Here is a 26,563-nt window from a genome sequence, read left to right on the forward strand (position 1 = left end):
GGTAAGCAAGTTTTTACTTCTTGCGACTTTTTAAAGCCGATTCAAGCATCAACGCAAATGAGTAAAATGGGTGACGTGCTGAATTGGCTCCATGTAACTCATGCTCAAGTTTGTCCGTATACTTTTGAATGACTTCTTCTGGAGAGGCTGCAGTGATCGGATCAACATCAAGTTCAAACCCTTGGGAAAGCAATATCTCTTTCTCTTTTTGATAACTGTTTGACGCCGTGTCCAAATAGGTGAAATTGCGCTCTAGTCTACTGCCCTGATAGAAGATTTGATACTGATGGACAGGCATAAATTGACTCCTAACTCAAAACACAACGGCATTGAATAGCCCTTTCAGCACAAATAGAAAAGCCCCGTCTTCCAAGCTACGAGTGTATTCACATAACTTTGTTAGACAGAAGGTATTACAAAGAGAGTTGTAGGCAACTAGCGCGAGCAGTAGACTTGCGCTAGCTAAAACGCCTGATTGAGGCGCGCTAAACATGAACCTTTGATGATGCTAACGCATAATCGATATTTAATTTGATGGAGATAGATAATGAACGGCAGTTGGTCCAACTTCTTTCCGTACTTCGCAGGAGCTTTAAAGATTGTTGTATTAGGTATTGGAGGCTACTTAGCGATTAAGTGGCATTTCGATGAAGAAGCGAGAGTGAGGGAAGAAAAAGGCGTGGCATTTGATAGATCAAGCTACATGAAAAAGATGGTAATGATACTCGCCTTTCTGGTCACTGTAGTGGTTCTTGTGATTTATGCGACTAACTGGTATCTCGACTAACAGGCTTTATTAGTGCGGTCTGGCCAACGTTCCTTAATCTAGTTCAGTCTACGCTTATTAATGTTCATCCAACCAAGGGGATGATGAACATTAATAAGCAATTCAATCAACAGCAAATCATTGGCATTTCAAAAGAAGCGGAAACCGGTATTCCAGCCCGTATCCAATTCAGACTGCGTCCATCAAGTCGATGGTTATGCATTTCTTATTGATACTAGGAGCCAGCGCAGCTCAATTCCAACTGACTGAATCATGTTCAGTCCATTCGGGTAATAAAGGTTTTCTCGTCGTCCACAAAAGCCACAAAGCCGCAGTGATAGATAAACACCCGGCCACGCCCCTCAACGAGGCAGGCAAGCTGTGGGTTCAAATCTTCTTCGTTATTTGGCCTTTGAAACGTGCCGGTATCGGTGATTACGCCGTCGAGTTTAGGCAAATATCCGTAAGTGCGCTTGGCTTGATCAATCAGGCTCAATTCGCTGGTGGTAGAGAAGCAAGAGGGAATAGCACCAGCGTCTTCGATGAATAGCGTTTTCAGTTCTTCAAAGGCTGTAATCACCAGCCAGTCGATGTCGTTAACATGATGGATAAACATGGAGTTTCTCGGAAATTCTGATGCGGCGATGTTATCACTATCAGGCGAATACGTCGTAGAGATTTAGTGACCAAAGTCAGCAATACTGTGCCATACCCGGACATTTACTCGCCAACTTCAAACATGTTTCTGTCTTGAACATACACAGTTGGCTCTTCGTAACTTAAAAGTGCACCATTCGGTGTCACTAACTTCAATTGCTTAGCTTGAATTCCAAATTCACTGACCAAATTTATCTAATACTCAGGATGTGAGTAGCCTATAGAAAAAGAAGGAACTGTCAGTGATCACCTGTTACGTTAGATACGTTATTGACCCTAAGAAAATCCCTGAATTTGAACACTATGCCCGTATGTGGATTCCACTCGTTGAACAGTTTGGTGGTATACATCATGGGTATTTTTTACCGTCGGAAGGAGCGAATAACATTGCAATGGCGTTGTTTTCATTTCCATCTTTATCTGACTATGAAAAATACCGTCATGACTCGGTATCAGACGAAAATTGTAAAGCTGCATTCAAGTATGCAGAGGAAACTGATTGCGTAATGAGTTATGAGCGTAGCTTTTTCCGTCCGATTCTTACTGAGTGACTCTTGTGTCAGCAGCGATAAGTGTTTGACATTAGTGTACCTATCATCGAGTCAGCTAGCCCTGAGCTGACTCATTTCTTCTGTTATAAATTGGCTTATTTTTGGTAATGCTAAAAGTGGCTACAACACTGGTGGCTATTCAAATAATAATGCCTTGCTTCAGTCACAGTTTTTTCAACAATCCCCCTATATAGTAACTTGCATACAATTAATACTCTGCTCCGATGTACGCTGTTTAAGTACGCGCTACAACAAGTTTATAAAACGTTCCCATGGAGGTCTCTATGTCCCAGGTTTATGATAGACATATCAGTAATTTGACCAAAGACACTTACGCTTTGATATTGGCAGGTGGTCGAGGGAGTCGTTTATTTGAACTTACCGATGTCCGAGCAAAACCTGCTGTATATTTTGGTGGTAAGTTTCGTATTATCGATTTTCCACTATCAAACTGTTTCAATTCAGGTATTCACCGCGTAGGTATCGCTACACAATACAAGTCGCACTCGTTGATCCGTCACATTAGCCGCGGTTGGGGAAGTTTTAGGGCTCAACAATTTGTTGAAATTTTACCTGCTTCACAACGAACGGGCGATGATTGGTATGCTGGTACAGCAGATGCGGTATATCAAAATATTGATATAATTCGTTCACATAAACCCAAGTACATTCTAATTCTGTCTGGTGACCATGTATATCGTATGGACTATGGCTCTCTGCTAGCGGAGCATGTGGCAAATAACGCCGATATGACAGTCTGTTGCCTGGAAGTTGATACTGAGGAAGCCGCAGGTAGCTTTGGTGTTCTGACCGTAGATTCCAACAACAAAATAGTCGCTTTTGATGAGAAACCAGCCCAACCCAATCCAATTCCTAACAAACCAAATAAGTGTTTGGCTTCAATGGGCAATTATTTATTCAATGTTGATTTTCTTTTTAACCAGTTATTAAAAGATGTGGATGTCCAAGGGTCCACCCGCGATTTTGGCCACGATATCATTCCTTCAATCATTAATGACAGTAATGTTTTTGCGTACTCTTTCAAAGATCCAGACAGTGAAAATCAGCCCTACTGGCGTGACGTGGGTACACTAGACTCATTTTGGGAAGCCAATATGGAACTTGTGACACCTAAACCACAACTTGACCTTTATGATAAAGATTGGCCGATTTGGACATATCAAGAACAGCTTCCACCTGCTAAATTCATTTTTGATAACGATGAACGCCGTGGTATGGCCGTAGATTCAACGGTTTCTGGAGGGTGCATTATTTCTGGTTCTACTATTAGAAAGTCATTGTTGTATTCAAGTGTCCATGCCCACTCATACAGTCTTATTGAAGAGTCAGTATTGTTGCCTGGCAGTGAAGTTGGTGAACACGCTAAACTGAAGCGAGTTATCCTTGATAGTTATTGTTGTATCCCAGCCGGTTTGAGCATTGGTTATGATAGGGAACAGGATGAAGCCAATGGTTTTCGTGTTACAAAAAAAGGAGTCACTCTAGTAACGAAAACTATGCTGGAAAATCTTGCGAAATAAACGTACTGAATAATTTTTTTCGAAATACGAGTCAACGACATCGCATGGCGAGAAATATAGCACGCGAGTACAATTAGTCTTATACCCAAATTATGGTCTTATCTTCACCACTCGGAGATAAGACCACGTTCCACCTAAATACATCCATCCGAGGCTAACAACGTTTTCATCAACAAAAATCACCGTACACCAAAAATGCCACGCGGCATGAGTCCCGCTTGAACGCTTTGTATGTTTAAATTTATAACTTTAATTTTTATTACAAGCTGGGTATTCGCCATACTCTAAACAGTAATCTAGGATTACTTTTCGTTCTGCAAACTTCGCTAACGCTCTCTTTTGACTATCATTTCCAGATGGGCAATAAATTGAAATATATAGGTTTCTTGGAATTTCATTTACAGGTGTATTTTGAAGGAACTTATCCGAAAATGTCCATCCTCCACTGTGACCAGCTTTTCTTTCAAACGCAGATTTAACAAATGCTCTCAGTCTAACTTTTAGCTTCTGAGTAGTTTCACCCACATAAACTATATTTTTTTCTAACTCATTTGGTTTACCTGTAGGTGGAACATCAAATTGGCCGATTATATAAGTCCCTTGACAACCGATCTGTTCATGAGTCTCAAACTTATGAAAACTAAACCATTCTGAAAAATCTATATTATCTATCATAACTATTCTACTGAAACATAACGAATGATATGGACTCCCTCTACCTGACACTTCACGTGCCATAGTTACTCATGACACGTTGATAATACGGAGGTGACTATGTCCACCATTCAAACTATTGGCATTGACCTCGCCAAGAATGTCTTCAGTATTCACGGCGTTGATGCATATGGCAAGTGTGTACTACGCAAAACAGTTAAAAGAAACAGACTGTTAGAGGTATTCGCCAACCTACCGCCCTGCTTAGTCGGTATGGAAGCTTGCTCTGGCGCTCATCATTGGGCGAGAGAACTGAGTAAACTTGGACATACACCTCGCATTATGGCTTCGAAGTTTGTTATCCCTTATCGGCAAAATGAAAAGAACGATGCCAATGATGCTGAAGCTATATGTGAAGCCGTCAGCCGTCCCAAGACGCGGTTTGTCGCTATTAAAAGTACAGAGCAACAAGCTGTGCTTACCCTGCATCGCATTCGACATGGTCTGATTAAAAACCGCACCGCCACCATTAATCAGTTACGTGGATTACTTTCTGAATTCGGTATTATTATTCCTCAAGGTCGATACCCACTCCAAAATACCATTTCCAGCATTCTTGAAGATGCTGAAAATGGGCTACCTATGCTGGCTCGCGAACTACTCTATGACTTAGTCAATCGTATCCACGATATCAACATTGAAGTACTGCGATACGACCGCAAAATTTATGCGCTCGTCAGTCAGATGAAAGAGGCTAAAAAGCTCATGACTATTCCTGGCGTGGGAGAACATAGTGCAACAGCCATTGTTGCTACGGTTTCTGATGGAAAACAATTTCGTTCCAGCCGTCAATTTGCTGCATGGGTTGGATTAGTGCCGAGACAATATACCACTGGCGGTCACGTCCAACTTGGGCGCATAAGCAAACGAGGCGACAAACACATCCGTACGTTACTTATTCATGGAGCACGTGCTGTTATAGCAAGATGCAAAGACAAAACGGATAGAAACAGTCTCTGGTTACAACAATTAGTTGAACGTCGCGGTTATAAGCGAGCAACCGTCGCTTTAGCCGCTAAAAACGCCCGAATTATCTGGGCGTTACTGACTTCGGGAAATGAGTATAAAGTTAACTATATCAATGGTTAACCCCACCGAGTCAACACAATTGCAATTGATGGCAATACGGTCAGACCGAGGTATCAAAGCCTGTTTAATTGGGAAGTAGAAAATACTGTCTAACGAATGAGGCTGGTACCAAGCGAATATCATCAAGGTAATGGCAATAAAGCCTGTCAAATACCGAATGTAGAGCTGCTGTCCGATCCACTGTTGTCAAAGAGAGCTATTGTTGACAAAAGAGGGAGTCCATGTAGCCCAATTAAGGGGTGACCAACGCCTTCACCCAAACCTAAAGCATTGTGCCATAAACACTAAATTTGAAGTAGAAGCAAAAATGCCAAGCGTTGTGAATCCCTCTTAAATTGCTTGTTATGTGCCTATCGCTTTGACGTAAGTTTCTTTATGCTTCTCTAGTTCAGCCTTGATTTCTTTCTCTTTGAGACGCAACTCCTTCTCTTTTAGCATCTTACGCCACTTAAAATACAGAGCTTTAACTGCTTCAAAATCATCATCTTCGATATCTGCAATGGGAAAAAACTTAAATGCTAATTCGCATGTAGCTATATACTGCTTTCCATTGGATAAAAAGCCCATTTTTTCGTCAGCGACTCCACCAATGAAATATAAAGCATATGACTCTAGACCATTAACTAGTTCGTTAATGTATTCTTCTATTTCAACCATTTTTTTGGTTGACTCAGCATTAATGTTGCTGGTATCTAATTTAAAGCCATTTTCTGTACGCTCAAATAATATATCTTGAAGGTAAGAAACTTCATTTCGAGTACAGAATTTTCTAATTTTAACGCTTGCTTGTATGCACGTTTCAGCGAAGCGGCGATTTTCAGAAACAGCTAGTTCGATTGCAGCCCTGCGAGAGTTTGTCCTCGCAATAGATTTTGTCGTTTGAATATCCTCCTTGGCAACCGTGATTTGTTTCCGCAACAATCGAACTTGCGACAATCCTAATACCGCTACAATTGAAACCACAATCCCAGCAAAGTAGTATGCAATTTCTAACCACTCCTTCATACTAGATTGGACTTCCACAGCTCCAGACACTGACATTATTACTCCTCATTAAATTTGTTATTCTCGTACATATATTTGGCACATAACATTTTATTCGTGCGCATGCGCGTTTACCTCGTTGGACCAGTGAAAACGCGCACAGTTAACTATTTGTATGTAATGAACTTATCAGCATTTTGCTAAATTCACCATCTGGAAAAACGCGCATGCGCGTTTCCCAAACCTATTATCTAACCCTTAGTTTTATAATTGCATGATTTTAAAAATATTTTTTCATGTTGAAATGTGAAAACGCGCACGATGTTGGGATAAAAATCGTCATGATTTCAATATAACTGTATGTCTGTCCAGATTTTAGACATTTCAAAGAATTGCAAAATTTGAGTGAAATGAATGAAAACTTGTAGGCGATAAAGTCTGCGTTTGACTACGTCATAGACAGCGAGTTAGCTCGTTTTGGGGCAAAAGTGAGATAATAGTTCTTAGGGCTTTTTTGGGAGTTCGTTGAAGGGTGGCTTTCTCTTTTTGGGCTAAATTGGGGCTTTTCTGGGGACTAAATGGGGCTAAATTTTCCATTTAACTGTTTGTGCATACATGTTGGTAGGAAAGAAAAAGCGCCCCTTTCGGAGCGCGTTCTATTTTATTCCCAATCAAGGATAACTTTACCGGAAGCCCCGCTACGCATAGCGTCGAAGCCTTTTTGGAAGTCATCTACTTTGAAGTGGTGTGTGATGATTGGCGTTAGATCTAGGCCAGATTGAATCAGGCTTGCCATCTTGTACCAAGTCTCAAACATTTCGCGGCCGTAGATGCCTTTGATCACCAAGCCTTTGAAGATCACTTGGTTCCAGTCGATTGCCATGTCTGATGGTGGAATACCCAACAGGGCGATGCGGCCACCGTGGTTCATGGTTTTTAACATGGAGCTGAACGCGCTTGGTACACCAGACATTTCCAAGCCAACGTCGAAACCTTCCGTCATGCCCAGTTCAGCCATCACGTCTTCCAGCTTTTGCTCAGCAACGTTCACTGCGCGGGTTACGCCCATTTTACGCGCCAGATCCAAACGGTATTCGTTCACATCGGTGATCACCACGTGACGTGCGCCAACGTGCTTCGCTACCGCTGCCGCCATAATGCCGATTGGGCCTGCGCCAGTGATCAGCACGTCTTCACCCACTAGATCAAACGACAGAGCAGTGTGTACTGCGTTGCCGAACGGGTCGAAGATGGATGCAAGATCGTCTGAGATGCCTTCTGGGATCTTGAACGCGTTGAATGCTGGAATCACCAAGTATTCGGCAAATGCGCCAGTGCGGTTTACGCCTACACCGATGGTGTTGCGGCACAGGTGAGTACGACCGCCACGACAGTTACGGCAGTGGCCACACGTGATGTGGCCTTCGCCAGAAACGCGGTCGCCGATGTTAAAACCGCGAACTTCCTGACCAATCGCAACCACTTCACCTACGTATTCGTGGCCGACAACCATAGGCACTGGAATGGTTTTTTGTGACCAGTCGTCCCAGTTGTAGATGTGTACGTCAGTGCCGCAGATCGCGGTTTTCTTAATCTTAATCAGCAGATCGTTGTGGCCCATTTCTGGTTTATCCACTTCGGTCATCCAGATGCCTTGTTCAGGCTTTAGCTTAGATAGCGCTTTGATTTTCATACTATTCACCAAGTATTGCCCCGCTCAGTGCGAGGCAAAAAATTCCATGTTCTTCGTTATCACTATTGGCAGTGAAAACTTAGATGATGCCCATGTCTTTACCGACTTCGATAAAGGCATCAATTGCTTTATCCAGTTGCTCGCGCGAGTGTGCTGCAGACATTTGAGTACGGATACGAGCCTGACCTTTTGGTACCACTGGGAACGAGAAGCCAATCACGTAGATGCCTTTCGCCAGTGCGCGCTCAGCAAATTCCGCTGCGACTTTCGCATCACCCAGCATGATTGGGATGATGGCGTGGTCAGCACCCGCCATCGTAAAGCCCGCATTCGTCATGCGCGCGCGGAAGTGCGCCGCGTTGTCCCATAAGTGTTTACGCAGGTCGCCGCTTTCTTGCAGCAAATCCAGAACGCGAATCGATGCAGACACAATCGCCGGAGCCACTGAGTTCGAGAACAGGTATGGACGAGAACGCTGACGCAGCCAGTCGATCACTTCTTTCTTACCAGAAGTGTAACCGCCTGAAGCGCCGCCCATGGCTTTGCCCAGCGTACCGGTAATGATGTCGATGCGGTCAATCACGTTGTGGTATTCGTGCGTACCACGACCGTTTTCGCCCATAAAGCCAACCGCGTGAGAGTCATCAACCATCACCAGCGCGTTGTATTTGTCTGCCAGGTCACAGATAGCCGGTAGGTTTGCAACCACGCCATCCATTGAGAACACGCCGTCAGTGACGATCAACTTGTGACGAGCACCTGCGGCATCAGCGGCAATCAGCTGTTCTTCCAGCTCTTGCATGTTGTTGTTGCTGTAACGGAAACGCATCGCTTTACACAGGCGAACACCGTCGATGATCGACGCATGGTTCAGCGCGTCAGAAATGATAGCGTCTTCTTTGTCCAACAGAGTTTCGAACAGGCCAGCATTGGCATCGAAACATGAGGTGTAAAGAATGGTGTCTTCTTTACCCAGGAATTCAGACAGCTTCTGCTCCAGTGTTTTGTGCGTGTCTTGTGTACCACAGATGAAACGCACTGACGCCATACCAAAACCGTGAGAGTCCATGCCCTCTTTCGCCGCTTCAATCAGCGATGGGTGGTTAGCCAGCCCCAGATAGTTGTTGGCACAGAAGTTCAGGACTTCTTCGCCAGACGCGATGTGCACCGCCGCTTGCTGCTGAGAGGTGATCACTCGTTCGGCTTTATAAAGACCCTCAGCTTTCACTTCCTCAAGCTGATCGCGAATCTGTTGGTAAAAAGCAGAAGACATTGCATTTTCCTTCTTGTTTTTTCTTTGCCTTGCGGCATGTAGGGTCAGTGAACGGATCCTTCAGGTTGATCCATTTACACTGTAAAAATTCAACTCTTCTAAGTGTAATCCAAGCTCAGAAAAGGGATTATCCCGCTTTGTGGAAAAGCATTAGTGATTTGAAATCACAAATAAGATTTATTATTCCTCTATCGCCGAAAAAAGGGACGAAAAAAGCGCCTATCAAAGGCGCTTTGGTTTGATATTGAAACGATTTAGAAGAAGCCGAGTGGATTCACATCGTAGCTCACCAACAGGTTTTTGGTGTTCTGGTAATGATCCAGCATCATTTTATGGGTTTCACGACCGATACCGGACTTCTTGTAGCCACCGAACGCCGCATGCGCCGGATACGCGTGGTAACAGTTGATCCATACGCGGCCTGCTTCGATGTTGCGTCCCATGCGATACGCGAGGTTGGTATCGCGTGTCCACACCCCGGCGCCCAAACCATATTCAGTATCGTTGGCAATGGCCAGCGCTTCCGCTTCATCTTTAAAGGTGGTGATCGCAATCACCGGACCAAAGATTTCTTCCTGGAACACGCGCATTTTGTTGTGACCGGCCAGCATAGTTGGCTGAATGTAGTAACCCTGGCTGATTTCGCCTTGTTGCTGCGCAACTTCACCGCCACACAAGACTTGCGCCCCTTCCTGACGGCCAATTTCGAGGTAGCTCAGGATCTTATCAAACTGCTCTTGTGATGCCTGCGCGCCCACTTGGGTATCGCTGTCTAACGGGTTCCCTTGTTTGATGGTTTTCGCACGCTCCACCAGCTTAGCGATGAACTTGTCGTAAATCGATTCGTGGATCAGCACGCGCGACGGACAAGTACACACTTCGCCCTGATTGAAGAAGGCCAGCAACGTCCCTTCCAGACATTTTTCCAGATACGCATCTTCGTGATCGAACACATCGGCGAAGTAGATATTCGGTGATTTACCGCCCAGCTCCACAGTGGATGGAATTAAGCTCTCAGCGGCGCATTTCAGAATGTGGTGTCCGACATCGGTTGAACCCGTGAACGCCAGTTTGGCGATGCGATTACTGGTCGCCAGCGCCTGCCCAGCTTCCGCGCCATAACCGTTGACCACGTTCACCACGCCCGATGGCAGCAGGTCACCAATGGTTTCCATCAGCACCAGAATTGACGTCGGCGTTTGTTCTGCTGGTTTGAGCACCACACAACAACCAGCTGCAATCGCAGGCGCGAGTTTCCACGCGGCCATCAGCATCGGGAAGTTCCATGGAATGATCTGTCCGACCACACCAATCGGTTCCGGGAAATGATAAGCGGCAGTGTTGGCATCAATTTCTGCCGCGCTGCCTTCCTGAGCGCGAATACAGCCTGCAAAATAACGAAAGTGATCGACCACTAAGGGCAAGTCTGCCGCGAGCGTCTCACGAATTGGTTTGCCATTTTCCCACGTTTCAACAAAAGCCAATTTCTCGAGATTCGCTTCCACGCGGTCGGCTATTTTCAGCAGAATATTGGCGCGCTCCGCCACGCTGGTTTTGCCCCACTGTGCCCGTACTTCATGTGCTGCATCCAACGCCAGATTGATATCTTCAGCGCCCGAACGTGCTACCTGACAGTACACCTGGCCATTCACCGGCGAAATGTTGTCAAAATATTCTCCGTTTACTGGTTTCACCCACTGGCCACCAATGTAGTTATCGTAATGGCTTTTGAAATTGAAAATCGCGTTGTTGGTTCCTGGTTGCGCATAAATCATCGTTCGATCCTTCTCACTTTCTCATTCACGTTAGTTTGTTGTTCGGGTGTCGCGTTTTCCTTTTAATTCCGTCCCTTAGAAGACCGTTTAAAACAGACAAGCGGCGCACCTTCTGAAGTACGTAACGCAAATCACAAGCCAGAGTGCGAATTCTTGTTGTTAAGGAAATGTAAAACTATGATTAACAAAATGATTAAAAGATCAGTGCTTCAACGGAATGGATGTTCGGGAGCTGCCCCCGATGTTCCAGTGTCCCAAAATGACACACTGCCACTGTGACAACATGGAACAGTTATGCAAATTCAATCAGTTAATCAAGATTGGCTCACCACTTCCTGGCATCGCAGCCAAGAGGCCGGGCTGACACAGCGAACTCGGCCGGAACATATTCGTCTGCCGAACTATGAGCTGAAAGAACGTAAATGGCGCGCCACATCGCTGCTTTCTGCTGTCGAAAAATACGCGCTGCCGCTGTTCAATCAAATGTGTGGTCACAGTGACAGTCGTTTGATTCTGACCGATAGCGAAGGCGTGATCCTCGCCACCTGGGGTCAGCAACATTTTAGCGAGAGACTGACGGAAATCGCGCTGGAATCCGGTGCCTGCTGGCAGGAAAAGCTCAAAGGCACGAACGCAATTGGTACTGCGATTGTCGAAGCGCGACCCGTGACCATCATCGGCAATCAGCACTATATTCGTCAGCACCATTTCATCAGTTGTTCCGCTTGTCCGCTGTTTAATCATCAAGGCGAACTACTCGGTATTCTCGATATCACCAGTGAGCAACAGCAGCACGATCTCTCTACTCAGGTACTGGTGCAAAACATGGTGCAGTTGGTGGAAAACCATCTGCTGTGTGATATTCCGCAAGGCTCGACTCGTATTGATCTCGCCTACGACCGTTCGCTGCTCAACAGTGGCTGGCAAGGCATCGTGATTGCCGATGAAGGCGGAAAAGTGCTGGCACACAACCACATTGCCGCGCAGCTATTAGCGCAAAATTCGGTGGTGGGCCACTCGATTGAAGAGCTGTTTGATACCCGCGTGGCGGGTTTTGTGTTTGAAAAGCATGAACTCAAAGCCAAACCGCGCACAACACGGGCCTACTCCGCTTCCTGTGACCTGCATTTTGGTGATACCCATGTTGAGCAGGCGTGGCAACAAGCCAATAAACTGATCGACAAAGACATTACTCTGTTGATCCTCGGTGAGACCGGGGTCGGCAAAGGAGAATTTGTTAAAGCGCTGCACAAACGCAGTTCGCGCCACAGCAAGGCGCTGGTCAGCGTCAACTGCGGCGCGCTACCCAAAGACTTAATTGAATCGGAACTGTTTGGTTATGTCGCGGGCGCCTTTACCGGCGCCAACAGCAAAGGCTATCAGGGTAAGATTCGCCAAGCCGATCAGGGCATTCTGTTTCTGGATGAAATTGCCGACATGCCGTTGGAGGCGCAATCGCGTCTGCTGCATGTGTTGCAAGACAAGCTGGTCGTCCCGGTTGGATCCAACCAGAGCTATAACGTCGACATTCAGATCATCGCCGCCACCCACAAAGATCTCGAACAGGCGGTGGCTGAGGGTCGTTTTCGTCAGGATTTGTATTACCGACTCAACGGATTGGTGTTGCAACTGCCCGCTCTGCGTGAACGTCAAGATAAAGCGGCACTGATTGAGCATATCCACCACAAATATCGCATTGGCGCACAAGCACTCTGCCCTCACCTGATGACACTGCTGTGCAGCTACCATTGGCCGGGTAACATTCGTGAATTGGATAATTTAATGAAGGTTGCGTCATTACTGTCCAGTGACGAGCCGGAATTGCGTCTGGAACACGTGCCCGGGCATATCACCAAATCCCTCACCAGTACCGCGCTTCCCCCCGCAAATAGCGCAGCGATGGATCTCAAATCAACGGTTGAAGATACTCTGCTGCAAGCGTATCAAGCCAACCAAGGCAACATCAGTCGGACATCCAAGATGCTGGGAATCAGCCGCAATACCCTGTATCGCAAGCTTAAATCGCTCGGCATTTTGAAATAATCCGATGGATAGTTAAAAGTGATGATTTTGACCCTCAGGCTCACTGATTCCAATGAGCCTGTCTTTTTAAAAGAAGACAACATTTTCGCGTGAATACGCGCTTTCTTGAACGCAATATTTATGATTTCAATTCACTAATCGAGCAAAATAAAATTTAGTTTTATCAATTAGATACTAATATGCGGATGATTTATTGGTTTGATGAATACCATTTTTTGGCACAGCGCACAGATTGAGATATTAAAAACGATAGTCGGACACTTATCCGCCACAAATCTGCCAAAATGTCGCACTTTCTTACACTAACCGAACGATTACCTATAAAATCGACGGTTCGATGTTTGCCACTCTGTCCTGTTGCACAAGGAGTTCGTGGCAGCACTATAGAGCATCCGAAACATGAATTTTTGGAAAATTGAAGAAGTAGAAAGACCATGTTAAATACCAAACTCATTGGCCTACTTCCCGACTTAGCGACATTTATTTTGGTGGTAAATGAAGGCAGCTTTACAGCCGCTGCCCACAAACTTGGGGTTACCCCCTCTGCACTGAGTAAATTGATCACTCGCCTGGAACTGGCCCTTTCCGTCAAACTTTTCGAACGTACCACCCGTAAACTGATCATCACTCAGGCGGGGCAAAAGGTTTACGATCAGTGCCTGGTGATGGTGAATGCTGCTCAGCAGGCGGTTGAGCTTTCCGGCTCCGATCACACAGAGCCGTCCGGTGCGCTCACAGTCGCTGCGCCAGAGGCGTTTCTGAACTCGGTGTTGCAGCCCTTTGTAGTGCCATTTCTCAAAAAATACCCGCAAATCCAGCTCAAGCTGCGCGCCGCCGATGGTGAAATTGATCTGTTCAAACACAATATCGATGTGGCATTTAAGCTAACGGACAAACCGGATGAAAATCTGGTGCTGCGCGAACTGTGTAAAACCAATCTGGTATTGTGCGCCAGCCCGGACTACCTTGAGGAACGAGGTGTTCCGACTCATCCCACGCAGCTGACTGAGCACGATTGCCTGTATCTGGCCGAAACCGACAAAGATCACCTGTGGGACTTTTTGAAAGACGATGAATTTCACACTGTTTCGGTGAGCGGACGTTACGCCGTCAACCATTCGCAAATGCGCTTGAATGGAGTGAAAAATGGTTTGGGTATCGGTATCTTTCATGACTTCGTGGTACAAGATGCGCTGGCAGAAGGCAAAGTGGTTCAACTGCTCAAAGACTGGACCATTAAAAGCAACTATCATGGCGCGATTGCCATGCAGTACGCGCAGACCAAATACATGCCCGCTCGCCTGCGTGTGTTCATCGACTACGTCATGAAGCACCTCAGCCCGAAACTGAACGAGAAAGGATAAGTCATGCTGAAAAGGATTCACCACACCGCCGTTATCTGTTCCGACTATGCTCGCTCAAAAGCTTTCTATACGGAAGTTCTGGGGCTGAAGATTGTTGCAGAGAATTACCGCGCGGCACGTGATTCCTACAAGCTGGATCTGGCGCTGCCCGATGGTTCTCAAATTGAACTGTTCTCCTTTCCCGATGCACCGGCTCGCCCGAGTTACCCGGAAGCACAAGGCCTGCGCCATCTGGCGTTTGCGGTAGATGATGTTGCAAAGGTAAAGCAGCAGTTGGAACATCAAGGGATCTCGGTTGAGCCAGTGCGCATCGATGAGTACACCGGACGCGCGTACACCTTCTTTCAGGACCCGGATGGCCTGCCGCTCGAACTGTATCAGGCATAACGGCACAAAAAAGCCAGAGTTCATACTCTGGCTTTTTTATTTCATTACGGCATCAAGGCCTATTGCAGGGCATTGCGCAGCGTTGCAACCCGGCTAAAGAGCAGCCAATCACACAGCAAAGCCACAACAATCGTTGCACCCGCCAGCGGGAATGCCACACCAATCACGACCAGCGTTACCAAACCCACTTTCCAGATACCTGCTTGTGCAAAACGCGGCGGTACCCCCAGTCTGCCTTTGCCGACTGGACGGCGAATCCACCACATCGCGATGCCACTCAGCGCAATCAGAATAAACGACAGGCAAAACGCGACGTTAAGGTATTTATTCAACGAACTTAAATCGCCCTGATGCAGAGAAACTCCAGCGGCCATGGCTTTGGCGAATGGTGTGTAATCCTGCCAGGTCACATCCATCAGCAGTTCACCCGAATATTGGTCAAAGTGCGATGTGCGATCGTTACGCGGATCGGTGATGTCTCCCGCCATGGTATTAGCCGCGACCGTATACACGCCCGTTGCGTTTTTCGGGAAGTAGACGCGGTAATGTTCAAAGCCCAGCGCCTGCGCTTTGACAATGATGCTATCGATATCTACGGTATTCGACGCCATCATGTGCGCTTCTTCCATCCCCATTTTGGAGTGGTCGTGCGCTTTTTCCGGTTCCGCCGACTGAGGCATCGGTGTCTGCTCCAGGTTCCAAGGCATCTCTTCTTCAGAGCCATGATTCAGGCTGGCGTGAGTAACCGGCGTTGAGGTCGGTTTCTGTCCCCAGGTGTAATAGGCTGGAAACGTGTTCCATGCCTGCACCAGCGTTTTCCCCCAAAATCCGGTCCACGACAGACCAGAGATCAGAAAGAACAGCAACACAATCGACAGCACACCACCCAGGTTGGCATGCAGATCACGCATGACAATACGCGTGCCGCTGCCAAAACGGATTTTCAGGAAACCAGCTTTGCTCGCGTTGTCGCGCGGCCACCACAGATACAGGCCACTCACCAGCAGCAAAATACCCAGGCTGGCGGCAATTTCCAGCAAGTAATCGCCAGTGTCACCAATGAGTAGTGTCGCGTGAATGGAGTTTGCCAGCTGATACCAGCTTTGTGAGCGGTCAATCGTGCCCAGCACCTTACCAGTGTAAGGGTTTACCGTCGCAAACAGCTCCAGACCATCGGCCATCTGAATAGAGAATCTGTTCGCGATCTCCGGCGATGCTGACGGGATGAACTGGGTCACCACGGCATGCGGAAAGGCTTCTTGCACCGCCATCAGCTGTTGAGAAACAGCCACACTGTGGTGCTGCGGTATGACTTGCAGTTGTTCACTGTAGCGCGCTTGCTCAATCTCATCATCGAACAACATCACCAAGCCCGTCAGAGAAAGAACGAGCATAAACGGTATGACGAACAGGCCAGCATAGAAGTGCCAGCGCCAGGTGAGAAAGTAGAGTGATTTTCCGCGCGCAGCAGAATCGGGTTGAGGCGTTGAAGCTTGTCCCAACATGAGTTTTCCTTTTTATAAACGCAAAAACACCCTCTTCAATAGGTATTGAAAGGGCGTCAGACGTATGACTTGACTGATTTACTTATAAGTATTGTAAGAATGACATTTAGACAATGATCGGCTCAGGTGGGCCGCGAGGAACTTGTCTTTCAAATCGTACACTTAGAGCCAAAAAAGTGTAGTTGTCTGAAATGACAGAGCTCTGTGTGGTGTTGGGTCGTGTAGTTGGAAGCTTGTCGGCGTGAAAGTTCGAGAAGTGGGCAAACGGACACGGCTTACCATGTTGAGTTTGTGGCTTACCATCGGAGACTTTGACCAGTTCAAAACCATTGATGGTACACAGTGTTGCCCAGACGCCCGCGTTACTGCCGTGCGCATTAATCACAGGCATCAACGACACCAGTACCCAACTCAGGATACTGGCACGTAGCATGATTCTGTGAAAAAGCCGTAAGCGGGTCATATCAATTCTCTAATCTAATTGCCCGCCACTATATCGGCTCATCAATAAAATAACAGTGCTGATACTCAGAAAATTAACAAAACCTGCGATTTTATAAGGATATTTTCTCAACCGAACAGGCGTTTCCAGATGCTTGGATTACGCTTTTCGTGATACTCCTTGCGCAGGCTATCCACTTGCTGAAGTGAACTTTTCGCCGCGTCAAACTCGTCGTGCTCCAGCTCGTTCTCGATCTTGTCCAGCGCGACGGTGAGTTTGTTAAAACCTTCCAGGTAAATGTCCTGTTTCTCTGGCGGGTATTCACCCAGTTTGGCTTGGGCCACCAGTTTGGTCAGCTCCTGAATCGGTGCCTGCATCTCTGCTGTCGTCTGCGCTTCAGCCGCATGTTTAAACTCCACTTTCATCTGCTTCATGATCTGTTTGAGATCAGAATCAGCAGCAAACACCTGAGTCGCCAACAGCAGGCCTGCGGTTAAAATAATGGCTTTTTTCATTGTATTTATTCTCTTCCTTTTGATGGACGGGACAGTTTACGCCATCCCTCCGATGATGTTGATGCGAAAATGGTTTCAAATGTTGAGCCATGTGAAACCGTGCCCAGCCTTCACCTGCATCAATCAGCGCGCATACCACGCTTGATACTCTTCCACAGGCTGACGGCCACGGATTTGCAGGAACGCTAAGAACTGCTCAGCAGTATGGGTAATGACGTTGTCTGACTCGACGCCGACGTTGTCCAGCAGCTCACTTGCCAGCGTTAAGTTGCCGACATCCTGACAGAAGTGCGCATCGCTTCCGGTGGTGATCCAGGCGCCAGCCGCTTTAGCAACTTCCGCTATCTGGTAACAGCGGTCGACACTACCCACCCGGCTGTGCCCTTTCAGGGTGCTGTTGTTGATTTCAATCGCGACGTTGTGCTCTTTCGCGCAGTGAATCACGCTGTCAAAGTCGAAATCGAAGTGCGGGTTACCCAAATGGCCAAGCGCGTCGATACGGCCACTTTTAATCACATTGATCAGGGCTTCGGTATGGTCTTTTTTGTCCGAGGGACGAAATACAGGCTCATGAAAGCTGGCAATCACCCAATCAAGATGTTGGTCGACGGATGGATGAATATCGATTTCGCCCTGAGAATTGAGAATGTTGGATTCCACACCACGAATGATGGCAACCCCTTCAAGAAAACGAGGCAGGATACGTTGGTTGGCAAAGAACCAATAATGTGGCGCACCAGGCATGGATTCCGCGTGATCCGTGGTACAGAACATCGATAAACCGCGTTCTGACGCCGCCTTGGCATTTTCGATTAACGTGCTGTAAGCGTGACCACTGGCATAAGTGTGAGTGTGTGTATCAACCGCAAGTTTCATTTCGATATTCCCTCCCTCCGTAATCGCTGCAGTTTATCAGCCACACCGTACGGATACCAACAAAGAGGGAGAGATGCGCAAATTTTCCATCAAACCATTGAACCGATAAATATCAGACCAGAGCATGCATGTAATCGATCAATAACCACACTAAGCTTTTTGTTCGCACAATAATTTGATCAGCGGCAATGCCTTTTCCCAACCATCATTGAACATACTGACAAAATCGGAATGGGTTGTGATGGTGACTTGCAGGATCACGCTGCCCGCCTGGGGAATGATGCGATAACTTTCCGTCGAACCAATCCATTTTCTCGCCATGTCGCTGTCAATGTCCTGCACATGCTCTGGGGTGAAAATCGCGACATGATGATACGCCAGTGATTTACCCGGCTCGACAGTATCGAGCACCGCACGAGTGCCACCCAGTTGTGGATCGAAAAACTTCATGTCAGTACCTTCGCGCCATTCACCACTGAACTGAGAATGTGGCGAAAACGCGGTCGCCCACTGGGTGTAGAGTTCCAGCTCCGTTAGCATTTTCCACACCATGTCGGGATCGGACTGAATTTCGACTTGGTAATTCAGGGTCAACATACGGCTTTCCTTTTGTCTGTCATTCATTCGACGGTACTGATGAGCGCAGTTACGCACCCGGTTGCACCATGTGAGGCATGATTACAGTTATAGATGACACTTGATGTAAATTGCCGATTTTTTACCCAACGTTTCAAAGATTTGTGAGCCAACAACGGAAAGCAAAATAGAACGCACGCAATGTGCTGATTTTTTTGCAAGTTAACTAAGTTGAACAATACTTATACAATCGTTTGGCTAGGGATTGGTTTATGACGAAGCATCATTACCCTTTAAGCATACAGATCAGCACGTTATTTCTGATCCTCATTACTATTATCGGCGCGGTATTGGTGTCCGTCAGTTATCAGCACGCTCAGCAATTGTTGATCAGCAGCGCCAAGGAAATCAGTTACGAAAACAGCGATAAACTGGAGGCGACATTCAGCGAGAACGTATCGCCCATTCTGACAACGCTGGACTTCATGGCCTACAACAAATTTATCGAACAGAACACGCCAATAATGCAGGAAAATCGCTGGCTCAGCTCTGCTCGTCTTTTTTTTGAAAACAATCCCCACGTTGTCTCGCTGTATTACGGTACCGATGACGGTGACTTCACCATCATTCGCCCCATGTTCACGCCTCAGGCACGCGAACGGTTTAATGCCCCCGATACTGCTGTGATGTTTATTCGCAATACTCAGATCAATGGCAATGGGGAAATGATTTTCCTTGATGCTGATCTGAACATCATTCAGTCGGTTAAAAATACCGACAACCAATACGACCCGCGCGCGCGCCCCTGGTATAAAACCGCGGAGCAGGACGGCGCCATTCGCCTCACCGAACCCTATTTTTTCTATTTCTATAAAGCCTATGGCGTGACGCTCGCTCGCCGCTCCGGCAGTGGCAAGCAGGTAGTCGCCGCTGACTTCACGCTGGACTCGTTATCGAGTCAGATTGCCAAAATCGGCTACTCTCCGAACACCAAGCTGGCGCTGTTCGATCATCAGTTTAACTTGCTCGCCGGCTATCAATCAGACCTCAATCCGCGCACCGACGAAGCCAACGTCAAGGACGAGTTGAGTAACAGCGTTTTCGCCCCCGTAGCGAACCGCATCAGCAGCCAAATGCTCTATGAGACCACCACTTATGACCGAACAAAATGGTCAGTCACGTTGACGCCTGTCGCGCTCAACAAACATGTGCATCTGCTTCTGGCTGAAGCGACCCCCACCGACGATCTGCTCGCAACCCTGATTGGCATGCGCAACAAGCAAGTGATCGTAGCCGTTATTCTGCTTGCCTTCAGTTTGGTGCTGGTGTGGTTTATCTCGGGTCGTTTGGCACGCCCGCTCTCGACACTGGTGGTCCAGACCGACAACATCGCCCGGTTTGATTTCCAGAAAACCCGTTATCCGAAAAGCATGATCAAAGAGGTCGCCGACCTCACCCACTCCATCGAACTGATGGAACATACCCTGCATGATTTATTGGGTTTACTGCGCGATACCGCTTCGAATCAGGATTTCGAGGTACTCGCGAAAACTATTACGCATCAAAGTTATCTGGTGACACGGGCAGAAACCATTCTGCTTTATACCTATTCCAATGAGCAGCAGGCGTTTTCCATCGTCGCCAACCACGCCATCATCCCGTTCAAAATTGACCTCAATGTTTTGGTTCAGGATACCCCCTGGCTGCTGGCGGAATTGCGTAAAGGGGAAATCGTTCATCTGACGCGCGACGACAATATTCTACGTAAGCACAAAGAGCAGCTCTACAACAGCGACATTTACCTGTTTCCGCTGCTCAACCGCGCCAAACAGTTGGTGGGTGTACTCAACCTCGGCTATGAACGCACGACCACCAAAGCACAGCTCGACAAACACGCCTTCCTGCGCGAAGTGCTGAGCTTTGCTGAAATCGCCAAAGACAACATCGACAAAATGCAGCAACAAAAAGACATGCTCAATGCCTTTATTGCTCTGATTGCATCCGCCATCGATACCAAGTCGCCGTATACAGGCGGCCACTGTCAGCGCGTGCCGGAACTGACCAAAATGCTCACCGAAGCCGCGGCGAAAGATGACCACTACTTCCCCCGTTTCAAAATGAACAACGAACAGTGGGAAGAATTAATGCTGGCGGCGTGGATGCACGACTGCGGTAAAGTCACCACACCGGAATACGTGGTCGACAAAGCGACCAAGCTAGAAACCATTTATGACCGTATTCATGAAATTCGAATGCGCTTTGAAGTGCTGAAATCGCAGGCAGAAAGTAATTACTGGCAGGCACTCGCCAACGGTGGCGACGCAAATGAACTGCAAGCGCATCTGGCAGCCACGCATAAGGCGCTGGATGAAGAATTTGCCTTTGTCGCACAATGCAACATCGGCGGCGAATTCATGAGTGATGAAGACATTGAACGCCTGAGCCAGATTGCCCAGCGCCAATGGAAACGGACTCTGGATGACCAATTGGGTATTTCGTGGCTGGAAAGCCGTCGCTGCGGTGATAAACCTGAACTGCCAGTGATGGAAAATCTGCTCGCCGATAAACCAGTGCACCGTATCCCGTGGGAGAAAGGTAAGCGTCCGCAGGATGCCTGGTCGGAAGAATTCATTCTCAAACCGGGAGAATTGCAATACAACCGCGGCGAACTCTACAACCTGGGCGTACGCCGTGGCACCCTGACCGACGAAGAACGCTTCATCATCAATGACCATATTGTGCAGACGATTGTGATGCTGCAGCGTCTGCCCTATCCGGAGCATCTGAAAAACGTGCCGGATATTGCCGGAGGTCACCATGAACGCATGGATGGCAAAGGTTACCCACGTGGCTTGAACGAAGAAGATCTGTCGATTCCGGCGCGTGTGATGGCGATTGCCGACGTGTTTGAAGCACTGACATCAAACGATCGCCCATACAAAAAAGCTAAAACGCTGTCTGAATCAATCAACATCATGACCAGCATGGCCACCTCAGGCCACATCGACCCTAAACTCTACGTCCTCTTCCTCGAAAAAGGCATACACAACGACTACGCCGCGCGCTTCCTTGACGAAGAACAGCGCAACGACGTTGACGTTGCCGAGCACATCAAAACCGTCAAAGCGTACATGAAAGCGCAGTTCTGACTAGAGCAATAACTCCATATGCAACGAAAGCGGCCAAATGCGGCCGCTTCTTTTAAAATTAATGACTTAACAAAAAAACGAGTCAATATTTAATCGATTGCGTTATCAATAGTTGATGTGTGTCAAATTGTCGTAGACAATACGCACCCGGGCGAGATCTCAAATCTGCTAGCAATTGTGATCTGGCTATCGGTTTTGTCTATATGAATGATAGGCAATGCCTTCTTTCTATTTGTGTATTGCGCTGCTAGGGTTGGCGCATGCTAACTACCTCGTTTTTAAGGGAAAGATGATGGTAATACCTGAAAACAGCAGCATCGTGATTTTTGGTGCTTCGGGAGACTTGACTTACCGCAAGTTGATTCCTGCTCTGTATCACTTGTATGCGAGCAAACAACTGCCAGAGTCCTTTGCTATTTTGGGCGTGAGCCGAACTGAATACAGCGATGAATCATACCGCGAGAAGTTAAAGCGCTCACTTCAGGAACTGGAAAAGACAGAACCTGCGATTCTTGAAGCCTTCTGTGAACACCTTCACTATCAAGCAATCAATACATCCGACATGGATGACTACGCGAAGCTGACCACTCGCCTTGATCAACTTGCTGACAAGTACGATCAAACTGAACGCAATACACTTTTCTACCTTGCGACCCCTCCAAGCCTTTACGGCGTAATTCCTGCGTGCCTTGCTGCTCAAGGTCTGAACGACGAGAAGAATGGCTGGAAACGTCTGATCATCGAAAAACCGTTTGGTTACGATCTGAAATCGGCGCAAGAGCTGGATATCGAAATCCACAACCATTTCAAAGAGCACCAGATTTACCGTATCGACCACTACCTGGGTAAAGAAACGGTACAAAACCTGTTGGTGTTCCGCTTTGCGAACGGCATGTTCGAACCTCTGTGGAACCGCAACTTCATCGATTACGTTGAAATCACTGGCGCAGAATTCCTTGGTGTCGAAGAACGTGGTGGTTACTACGACGGTTCAGGCGCGGTACGCGACATGTTCCAGAACCACCTGCTGCAAGTGCTGGCAATGGTCGGTATGGAACCACCAGCGGCCATCAACGCCAACTCTATCCGTAACGAAGTGAACAAAGTTCTGCAGAGCCTACAGCCACTGTCTGATGAAGATCTGCGTAAGAACCTGGTTCTGGGTCAGTACACAGAATCCGAAGTTCGTGGTCAGTTCCTGCCGGGTTACCGCGACGAAAACGGTGTAGCGAAAGATTCACGTACCGAAACGTACGTGGCACTGAAGATGTTCATCAATAACTGGCGCTGGAACGGTGTACCATTCTACGTACGTAGTGGTAAACGCCTGCCAACGCGCGTAACCGAAGTGGTTATTCACTTCAAACGTACTCCGCACCCGGTATTTGGTCAGAATGCCCCGGAAAACAAACTGATTATCCGCATTCAGCCGGATGAAGGTATCCTGATGAGCTTTGGCCTGAAAGAGCCGGGCGCAGGTTTCAAGGCAAAAGAAGTGTCGATGAATTTCCACTACGCTTCGCTGGAAGAAACCAAAATGCTGACCGCTTACGAGCGTCTGCTGCTGGATGCCCTCAACGGCGATGCAACACTGTTTGCCCGTACCGATGCGGTGGAAGCGTGTTGGAAGTTCGTTCAGCCGATTCTGGACTTCAAACAAGATCCGCAATCACTGTACGGCTATGCCTGTGGTACCTGGGGACCAAAAGAGTCTGACGAGCTGCTGAAAAACGACGGCCGCGACTGGCGCTTTCCTTGTAAAAACCTGACCAACACGGACTACTGCGAACTATGATCAATCATAAGATTTTTCCAACTGCCGATGCTGTTGTTGAATCCTTAGCGAACGACATGAAAGCGTACAGCGAGCTGGATCGCCCTGTGCACATCTCACTGTCAGGCGGCAGCACCCCAAAAATGCTGTTCAAGCTACTGGCTTCTGACGCTTACGCCACGACTATCCAGTGGAAGAACCTGCACTTCTGGTGGGGCGACGAGCGTTGCGTGGCACCGGACGATGCAGAAAGCAACTACGGCGAAGCGAACGCGCTGCTGTTCAGCCAAATCGACATTCCGGCTGGCAATATTCACCGCATCCTGGGTGAAAACGAACCACAAGCCGAAGCGCAGCGCTTTGCGCAAGAAATGGCAGACGTGATTCCGTCAGAAAACGGCACACCAGTATTTGACTGGATTCTGCTGGGTGTTGGCGCAGACGGCCACACCGCTTCCCTGTTCCCGGGCAAGACCAACTACGACGACGAGAACCTGTCTGTGGTTGCCAGCCATCCGGAATCCGGCCAGCTTCGCGTATCGAAAACCGCGAAAGTACTGGAAGCAGCAAAACGCATCAGTTATCTCGTTCTAGGCGCAGGTAAGGCCGAGATCGTTTACGAAATTCACACAACTCCGGCTGAAGATCTGCCTTACCCGGCAGCGAAAATCCAGTCAGCAACTGGTGAGACGGAGTGGTATTTAGATTTAGACGCAGCAACGAAAATTGCGTGAAGGAGAGAAATAAAATGAAAGGTGATATCGGTGTAATTGGCCTGGCAGTAATGGGCCAGAACCTAATCCTGAACATGAACGACCACGGTTTCAAAGTGGTAGCGCACAACCGTACTGCGGCAAAAGTTGACGAATTCCTGGAAGGCCCGGCAAAAGGCACCAACATCGTTGGCGCATACACGCTGCAAGAGCTGGTTGATAAACTGGAAGCACCACGCAAAGTGATGCTGATGGTTCGTGCTGGTGCGGTGGTTGACGCGTTCATCGATCAACTGGTTCCTCTGCTGGATAAAGGCGACATCATCATCGACGGTGGTAACACAAACTACCCAGACACTAACCGCCGCGTTGCAGCACTGCGCGAAAAAGGCATTCACTTCATCGGTACTGGCGTATCAGGCGGTGAAGAAGGCGCTCGTTTCGGACCATCTATCATGCCAGGTGGCGCACCAGAAGCTTGGGCAGCAGTGAAACCTATCTTCCAAGCGATCTCTGCAAAAACTGACGCTGGCGAGCCTTGCTGTGACTGGGTTGGCAACGACGGTGCTGGCCACTTCGTGAAAATGGTTCACAACGGTATCGAATACGGCGACATGCAGCTGATCACTGAAGCTTACCAATTCATGAAAGATGGCCTGGGCATGACTGCTGACGAAATGCAGGCAGTGTTCGCTGACTGGAACGAAACTGAGCTGAACAGCTACCTGGTAGAAATCACGGCTGACATCCTTGGCTACAAAGATGAAGACGGTGAAGCACTGGTTGAGAAGATCCTGGATACTGCAGGCCAGAAAGGTACCGGTAAATGGACAGGTATCAACGCTCTGGATCTGGGTATTCCACTGACTCTGATCTCTGAGTCTGTATTTGCGCGCTGCCTGTCTGCACTGAAAGACCAACGTGTTGAAGCAGAAAAACTGTTTGGCAAAACCATCACTCCGGTTGAAGGTGACAAACAAGAGTGGGTTGATGCACTTCGTCAAGCGCTGCTGGCATCAAAAATCATCTCTTACGCACAAGGCTTTATGCTGATGCGTGAAGCGTCAAACGAAAACGGCTGGGATCTGAACTACGGTAACGTAGCGCTGATGTGGCGCGGTGGTTGTATCATCCGTTCTGCATTCCTGGGCAACATCCGTGATGCATACGAAGCGAACCCAGATCTGGCATTCCTGGGCTCTGATGATTACTTCAAAGGCATCCTGACGGGTAGTCTGGCAGCATGGCGCAAAGTGGCAGCGAAATCTCTGGAAGCCGGTATTCCAATGCCATGTACCACATCTGCCCTGACCTTCCTGGACGGTTACACCACGGCTCGTCTGCCAGCAAACCTGCTGCAGGCACAACGTGATTACTTCGGCGCGCACACGTACGAGCGTACTGACCGTGCACGTGGTGAATTCTTCCACACCAACTGGACTGGTACAGGCGGTGACACTGCGTCGACTACCTACGACGTATAAGACGTAACCAGGGCAATATCAGCCCTGAGCCTACGCCTAAAATTTGAGCATCAAGGAGGATGTTAACATTGTTAACATCCTCTATTTTTTGCTCAGCTTTCCTACTGAGAGAACTAACGATGACATTCATGAAAGACTATGTTTTCGTTCCAGTGGAGTTGGAACACGAAGCGGGTAAGGAAAATGAACAACCGTCAGAGCAAGAAGAAAAACGTCTTGCTCTGGTGCAACAAGCGCAGCAACAAGGCGGTTGTTAACAAAACCCGAACGTAAAAAAAGCACCCTCAGGGTGCTTTTTTATTGGCCACAACGTTCAGCCACTCAGTGTTTTGGCTTATGCCCTTTGCCCGGGTTGTTGTTGCCTTTGAAACTGCGGTTTTCCGGCTTATCGGATTTCGGCTTTTTCGCCTCACAGTCGCCTGTGCCAATCTTGATGCCTTTGGTCGCCACTTCCAGACAATCGGTTGAGATATCCAGTTGATTACCAGCAACGTTCACTTTTGCTTGTGCTGCGCCACACAGCATCATCAGTGCCAGGCAGGTTCCAATACGTTTCATTCTTTTTCCTTATCAGACAGACTCGGAACGCATTTAACCTTGCTATCATTTTCGGCTCAATATGCCGCCTGAACACTGACAATAAAATCACTTTCCGCATACCGCCCGCTAAAAGTAGCGGATAAAAAAAGAGC

25 protein-coding genes are annotated in these 26,563 nt (G+C 47.9%); 12 read left to right on the plus strand and 13 right to left on the minus strand.

The annotated features are described in order from the left end of the window. Positions 1–13 precede the first annotated feature (13 nt). Complete coding sequence (locus DYA43_RS15785) at positions 14–298, minus strand: hypothetical protein (RefSeq protein WP_061055855.1); 285 nt, start codon at positions 296–298, stop codon at positions 14–16. Positions 299–547: 249 nt separating this feature from the next. Here DYA43_RS15785 and DYA43_RS15790 point away from each other — a divergent pair, with 249 nt between their 5' ends. Further along, positions 548–787 carry a hypothetical protein gene (locus DYA43_RS15790; protein ID WP_032082258.1) on the plus strand — a complete coding sequence of 80 codons (240 nt, stop codon included), beginning with the start codon at positions 548–550 and terminating at the stop codon, positions 785–787. Positions 788–1,043: 256 nt separating this feature from the next. Here DYA43_RS15790 and DYA43_RS15795 read toward each other — a convergent pair whose 3' ends face one another. Further along, entirely contained in the window at positions 1,044–1,382 is a 339-nt protein-coding gene (locus tag DYA43_RS15795) for a hypothetical protein (RefSeq protein WP_061055856.1), read from the minus strand. A gap of 283 nt (positions 1,383–1,665) precedes the next feature. Between DYA43_RS15795 and DYA43_RS15800 the strand changes: the two genes are divergently transcribed. Together DYA43_RS15800 and glgC are read left to right on the plus strand one after the other, a co-directional pair. Next, positions 1,666–1,974, plus strand: coding sequence for an NIPSNAP family protein (locus DYA43_RS15800; RefSeq protein WP_038130092.1), 309 nt, complete (start codon positions 1,666–1,668; stop codon positions 1,972–1,974). A gap of 284 nt (positions 1,975–2,258) precedes the next feature. Further along, entirely contained in the window at positions 2,259–3,515 is a 1,257-nt protein-coding gene (glgC, locus tag DYA43_RS15805; protein WP_061055857.1) for a glucose-1-phosphate adenylyltransferase, read from the plus strand. A gap of 249 nt (positions 3,516–3,764) precedes the next feature. Here glgC and DYA43_RS15810 read toward each other — a convergent pair whose 3' ends face one another. After that, complete coding sequence (locus tag DYA43_RS15810; RefSeq protein WP_123946151.1) at positions 3,765–4,253, minus strand: hypothetical protein; 489 nt, start codon at positions 4,251–4,253, stop codon at positions 3,765–3,767. A 36-nt stretch (positions 4,254–4,289) separates the two neighbouring features. On the opposite strand from DYA43_RS15810, the gene DYA43_RS15815 reads away from it, so the two are divergent. Beyond that, positions 4,290–5,318 (plus strand): IS110 family RNA-guided transposase, encoded by a 1,029-nt coding sequence (locus tag DYA43_RS15815; RefSeq protein WP_061055364.1) that lies wholly within the window; start codon positions 4,290–4,292, stop codon positions 5,316–5,318. Between the two features lie 342 nt (positions 5,319–5,660). Here the strand turns inward: DYA43_RS15815 and DYA43_RS15820 are convergent, their stop codons facing one another. The 4 genes from DYA43_RS15820 to exaC all read right to left on the minus strand — a co-directional run bounded on the left by DYA43_RS15820 (position 5,661) and on the right by exaC (position 11,043). Next, positions 5,661–6,359, minus strand: a complete 699-nt coding sequence (locus DYA43_RS15820) for a hypothetical protein (protein ID WP_061055858.1) — start codon at positions 6,357–6,359, stop codon at positions 5,661–5,663. Between the two features lie 604 nt (positions 6,360–6,963). Continuing rightward, the gene (gene tdh / locus DYA43_RS15825; RefSeq protein ID WP_024374360.1) at positions 6,964–7,995 is read right to left on the minus strand and encodes an L-threonine 3-dehydrogenase; all 1,032 of its coding nucleotides are present in this window, start codon (positions 7,993–7,995) and stop codon (positions 6,964–6,966) included. A 79-nt stretch (positions 7,996–8,074) separates the two neighbouring features. Beyond that, positions 8,075–9,268 (minus strand): glycine C-acetyltransferase, encoded by a 1,194-nt coding sequence (locus DYA43_RS15830; protein WP_020332487.1) that lies wholly within the window; start codon positions 9,266–9,268, stop codon positions 8,075–8,077. Between the two features lie 254 nt (positions 9,269–9,522). Beyond that, on the minus strand, positions 9,523–11,043 hold the full coding sequence (exaC, locus tag DYA43_RS15835) for an acetaldehyde dehydrogenase ExaC (RefSeq protein ID WP_061055859.1): 1,521 nt from the start codon (positions 11,041–11,043) through the stop codon (positions 9,523–9,525). 294 nt (positions 11,044–11,337) lie between these two features. Between exaC and DYA43_RS15840 the strand changes: the two genes are divergently transcribed. The 3 genes from DYA43_RS15840 (at position 11,338) to gloA2 (ending at position 14,837) form a co-directional block, all read left to right on the plus strand. After that, positions 11,338–13,086, plus strand: coding sequence for a sigma-54-dependent Fis family transcriptional regulator (locus DYA43_RS15840; RefSeq protein ID WP_061055860.1), 1,749 nt, complete (start codon positions 11,338–11,340; stop codon positions 13,084–13,086). 434 nt (positions 13,087–13,520) lie between these two features. Next, on the plus strand, positions 13,521–14,450 hold the full coding sequence (locus tag DYA43_RS15845; protein WP_020332484.1) for a LysR family transcriptional regulator: 930 nt from the start codon (positions 13,521–13,523) through the stop codon (positions 14,448–14,450). Positions 14,451–14,453: 3 nt separating this feature from the next. Beyond that, positions 14,454–14,837 carry an SMU1112c/YaeR family gloxylase I-like metalloprotein gene (gene gloA2 / locus DYA43_RS15850; protein WP_055452091.1) on the plus strand — a complete coding sequence of 128 codons (384 nt, stop codon included), beginning with the start codon at positions 14,454–14,456 and terminating at the stop codon, positions 14,835–14,837. Positions 14,838–14,896: 59 nt separating this feature from the next. Here gloA2 and DYA43_RS15855 read toward each other — a convergent pair whose 3' ends face one another. The 5 genes from DYA43_RS15855 to DYA43_RS15875 form a co-directional block, all read right to left on the minus strand. Beyond that, positions 14,897–16,342 carry a PepSY-associated TM helix domain-containing protein gene (locus tag DYA43_RS15855; protein WP_061055861.1) on the minus strand — a complete coding sequence of 482 codons (1,446 nt, stop codon included), beginning with the start codon at positions 16,340–16,342 and terminating at the stop codon, positions 14,897–14,899. A gap of 106 nt (positions 16,343–16,448) precedes the next feature. Next, entirely contained in the window at positions 16,449–16,805 is a 357-nt protein-coding gene (locus tag DYA43_RS15860) for a hypothetical protein (protein WP_061055862.1), read from the minus strand. A 107-nt stretch (positions 16,806–16,912) separates the two neighbouring features. Beyond that, positions 16,913–17,299 (minus strand): cytochrome b562, encoded by a 387-nt coding sequence (locus DYA43_RS15865; protein WP_020332480.1) that lies wholly within the window; start codon positions 17,297–17,299, stop codon positions 16,913–16,915. Between the two features lie 123 nt (positions 17,300–17,422). Further along, complete coding sequence (locus tag DYA43_RS15870) at positions 17,423–18,175, minus strand: phosphatase (RefSeq protein WP_061055863.1); 753 nt, start codon at positions 18,173–18,175, stop codon at positions 17,423–17,425. A 150-nt stretch (positions 18,176–18,325) separates the two neighbouring features. Further along, positions 18,326–18,772, minus strand: a complete 447-nt coding sequence (locus DYA43_RS15875) for an SRPBCC family protein (protein WP_020332477.1) — start codon at positions 18,770–18,772, stop codon at positions 18,326–18,328. 251 nt (positions 18,773–19,023) lie between these two features. Between DYA43_RS15875 and DYA43_RS15880 the strand changes: the two genes are divergently transcribed. From DYA43_RS15880 to DYA43_RS23145, 5 genes are all read left to right on the plus strand, one after another. Next, positions 19,024–21,900: an HD domain-containing phosphohydrolase gene (locus DYA43_RS15880; protein ID WP_061055864.1), complete on the plus strand. Its 2,877-nt coding sequence runs from the start codon at positions 19,024–19,026 to the stop codon at positions 21,898–21,900. Positions 21,901–22,192: 292 nt separating this feature from the next. Further along, complete coding sequence (zwf, locus tag DYA43_RS15885) at positions 22,193–23,695, plus strand: glucose-6-phosphate dehydrogenase (RefSeq protein WP_061055865.1); 1,503 nt, start codon at positions 22,193–22,195, stop codon at positions 23,693–23,695. Then, complete coding sequence (gene pgl, locus DYA43_RS15890) at positions 23,692–24,408, plus strand: 6-phosphogluconolactonase (RefSeq protein ID WP_061055866.1); 717 nt, start codon at positions 23,692–23,694, stop codon at positions 24,406–24,408. Before zwf ends, pgl begins: the two co-directional genes overlap by 4 nt. A gap of 14 nt (positions 24,409–24,422) precedes the next feature. Beyond that, positions 24,423–25,871 carry a decarboxylating NADP(+)-dependent phosphogluconate dehydrogenase gene (gene gnd / locus DYA43_RS15895; RefSeq protein WP_024374350.1) on the plus strand — a complete coding sequence of 483 codons (1,449 nt, stop codon included), beginning with the start codon at positions 24,423–24,425 and terminating at the stop codon, positions 25,869–25,871. Positions 25,872–25,999: 128 nt separating this feature from the next. Then, on the plus strand, positions 26,000–26,128 hold the full coding sequence (locus DYA43_RS23145) for a hypothetical protein (protein WP_255283839.1): 129 nt from the start codon (positions 26,000–26,002) through the stop codon (positions 26,126–26,128). Positions 26,129–26,192: 64 nt separating this feature from the next. Here the strand turns inward: DYA43_RS23145 and DYA43_RS15900 are convergent, their stop codons facing one another. Then, positions 26,193–26,429 (minus strand): hypothetical protein, encoded by a 237-nt coding sequence (locus DYA43_RS15900; RefSeq protein ID WP_061055867.1) that lies wholly within the window; start codon positions 26,427–26,429, stop codon positions 26,193–26,195. Positions 26,430–26,563 lie beyond the last annotated feature (134 nt).

The organism is Vibrio fluvialis, assembly GCF_900460245.1.
Classification (GTDB): domain Bacteria; phylum Pseudomonadota; class Gammaproteobacteria; order Enterobacterales; family Vibrionaceae; genus Vibrio; species Vibrio fluvialis.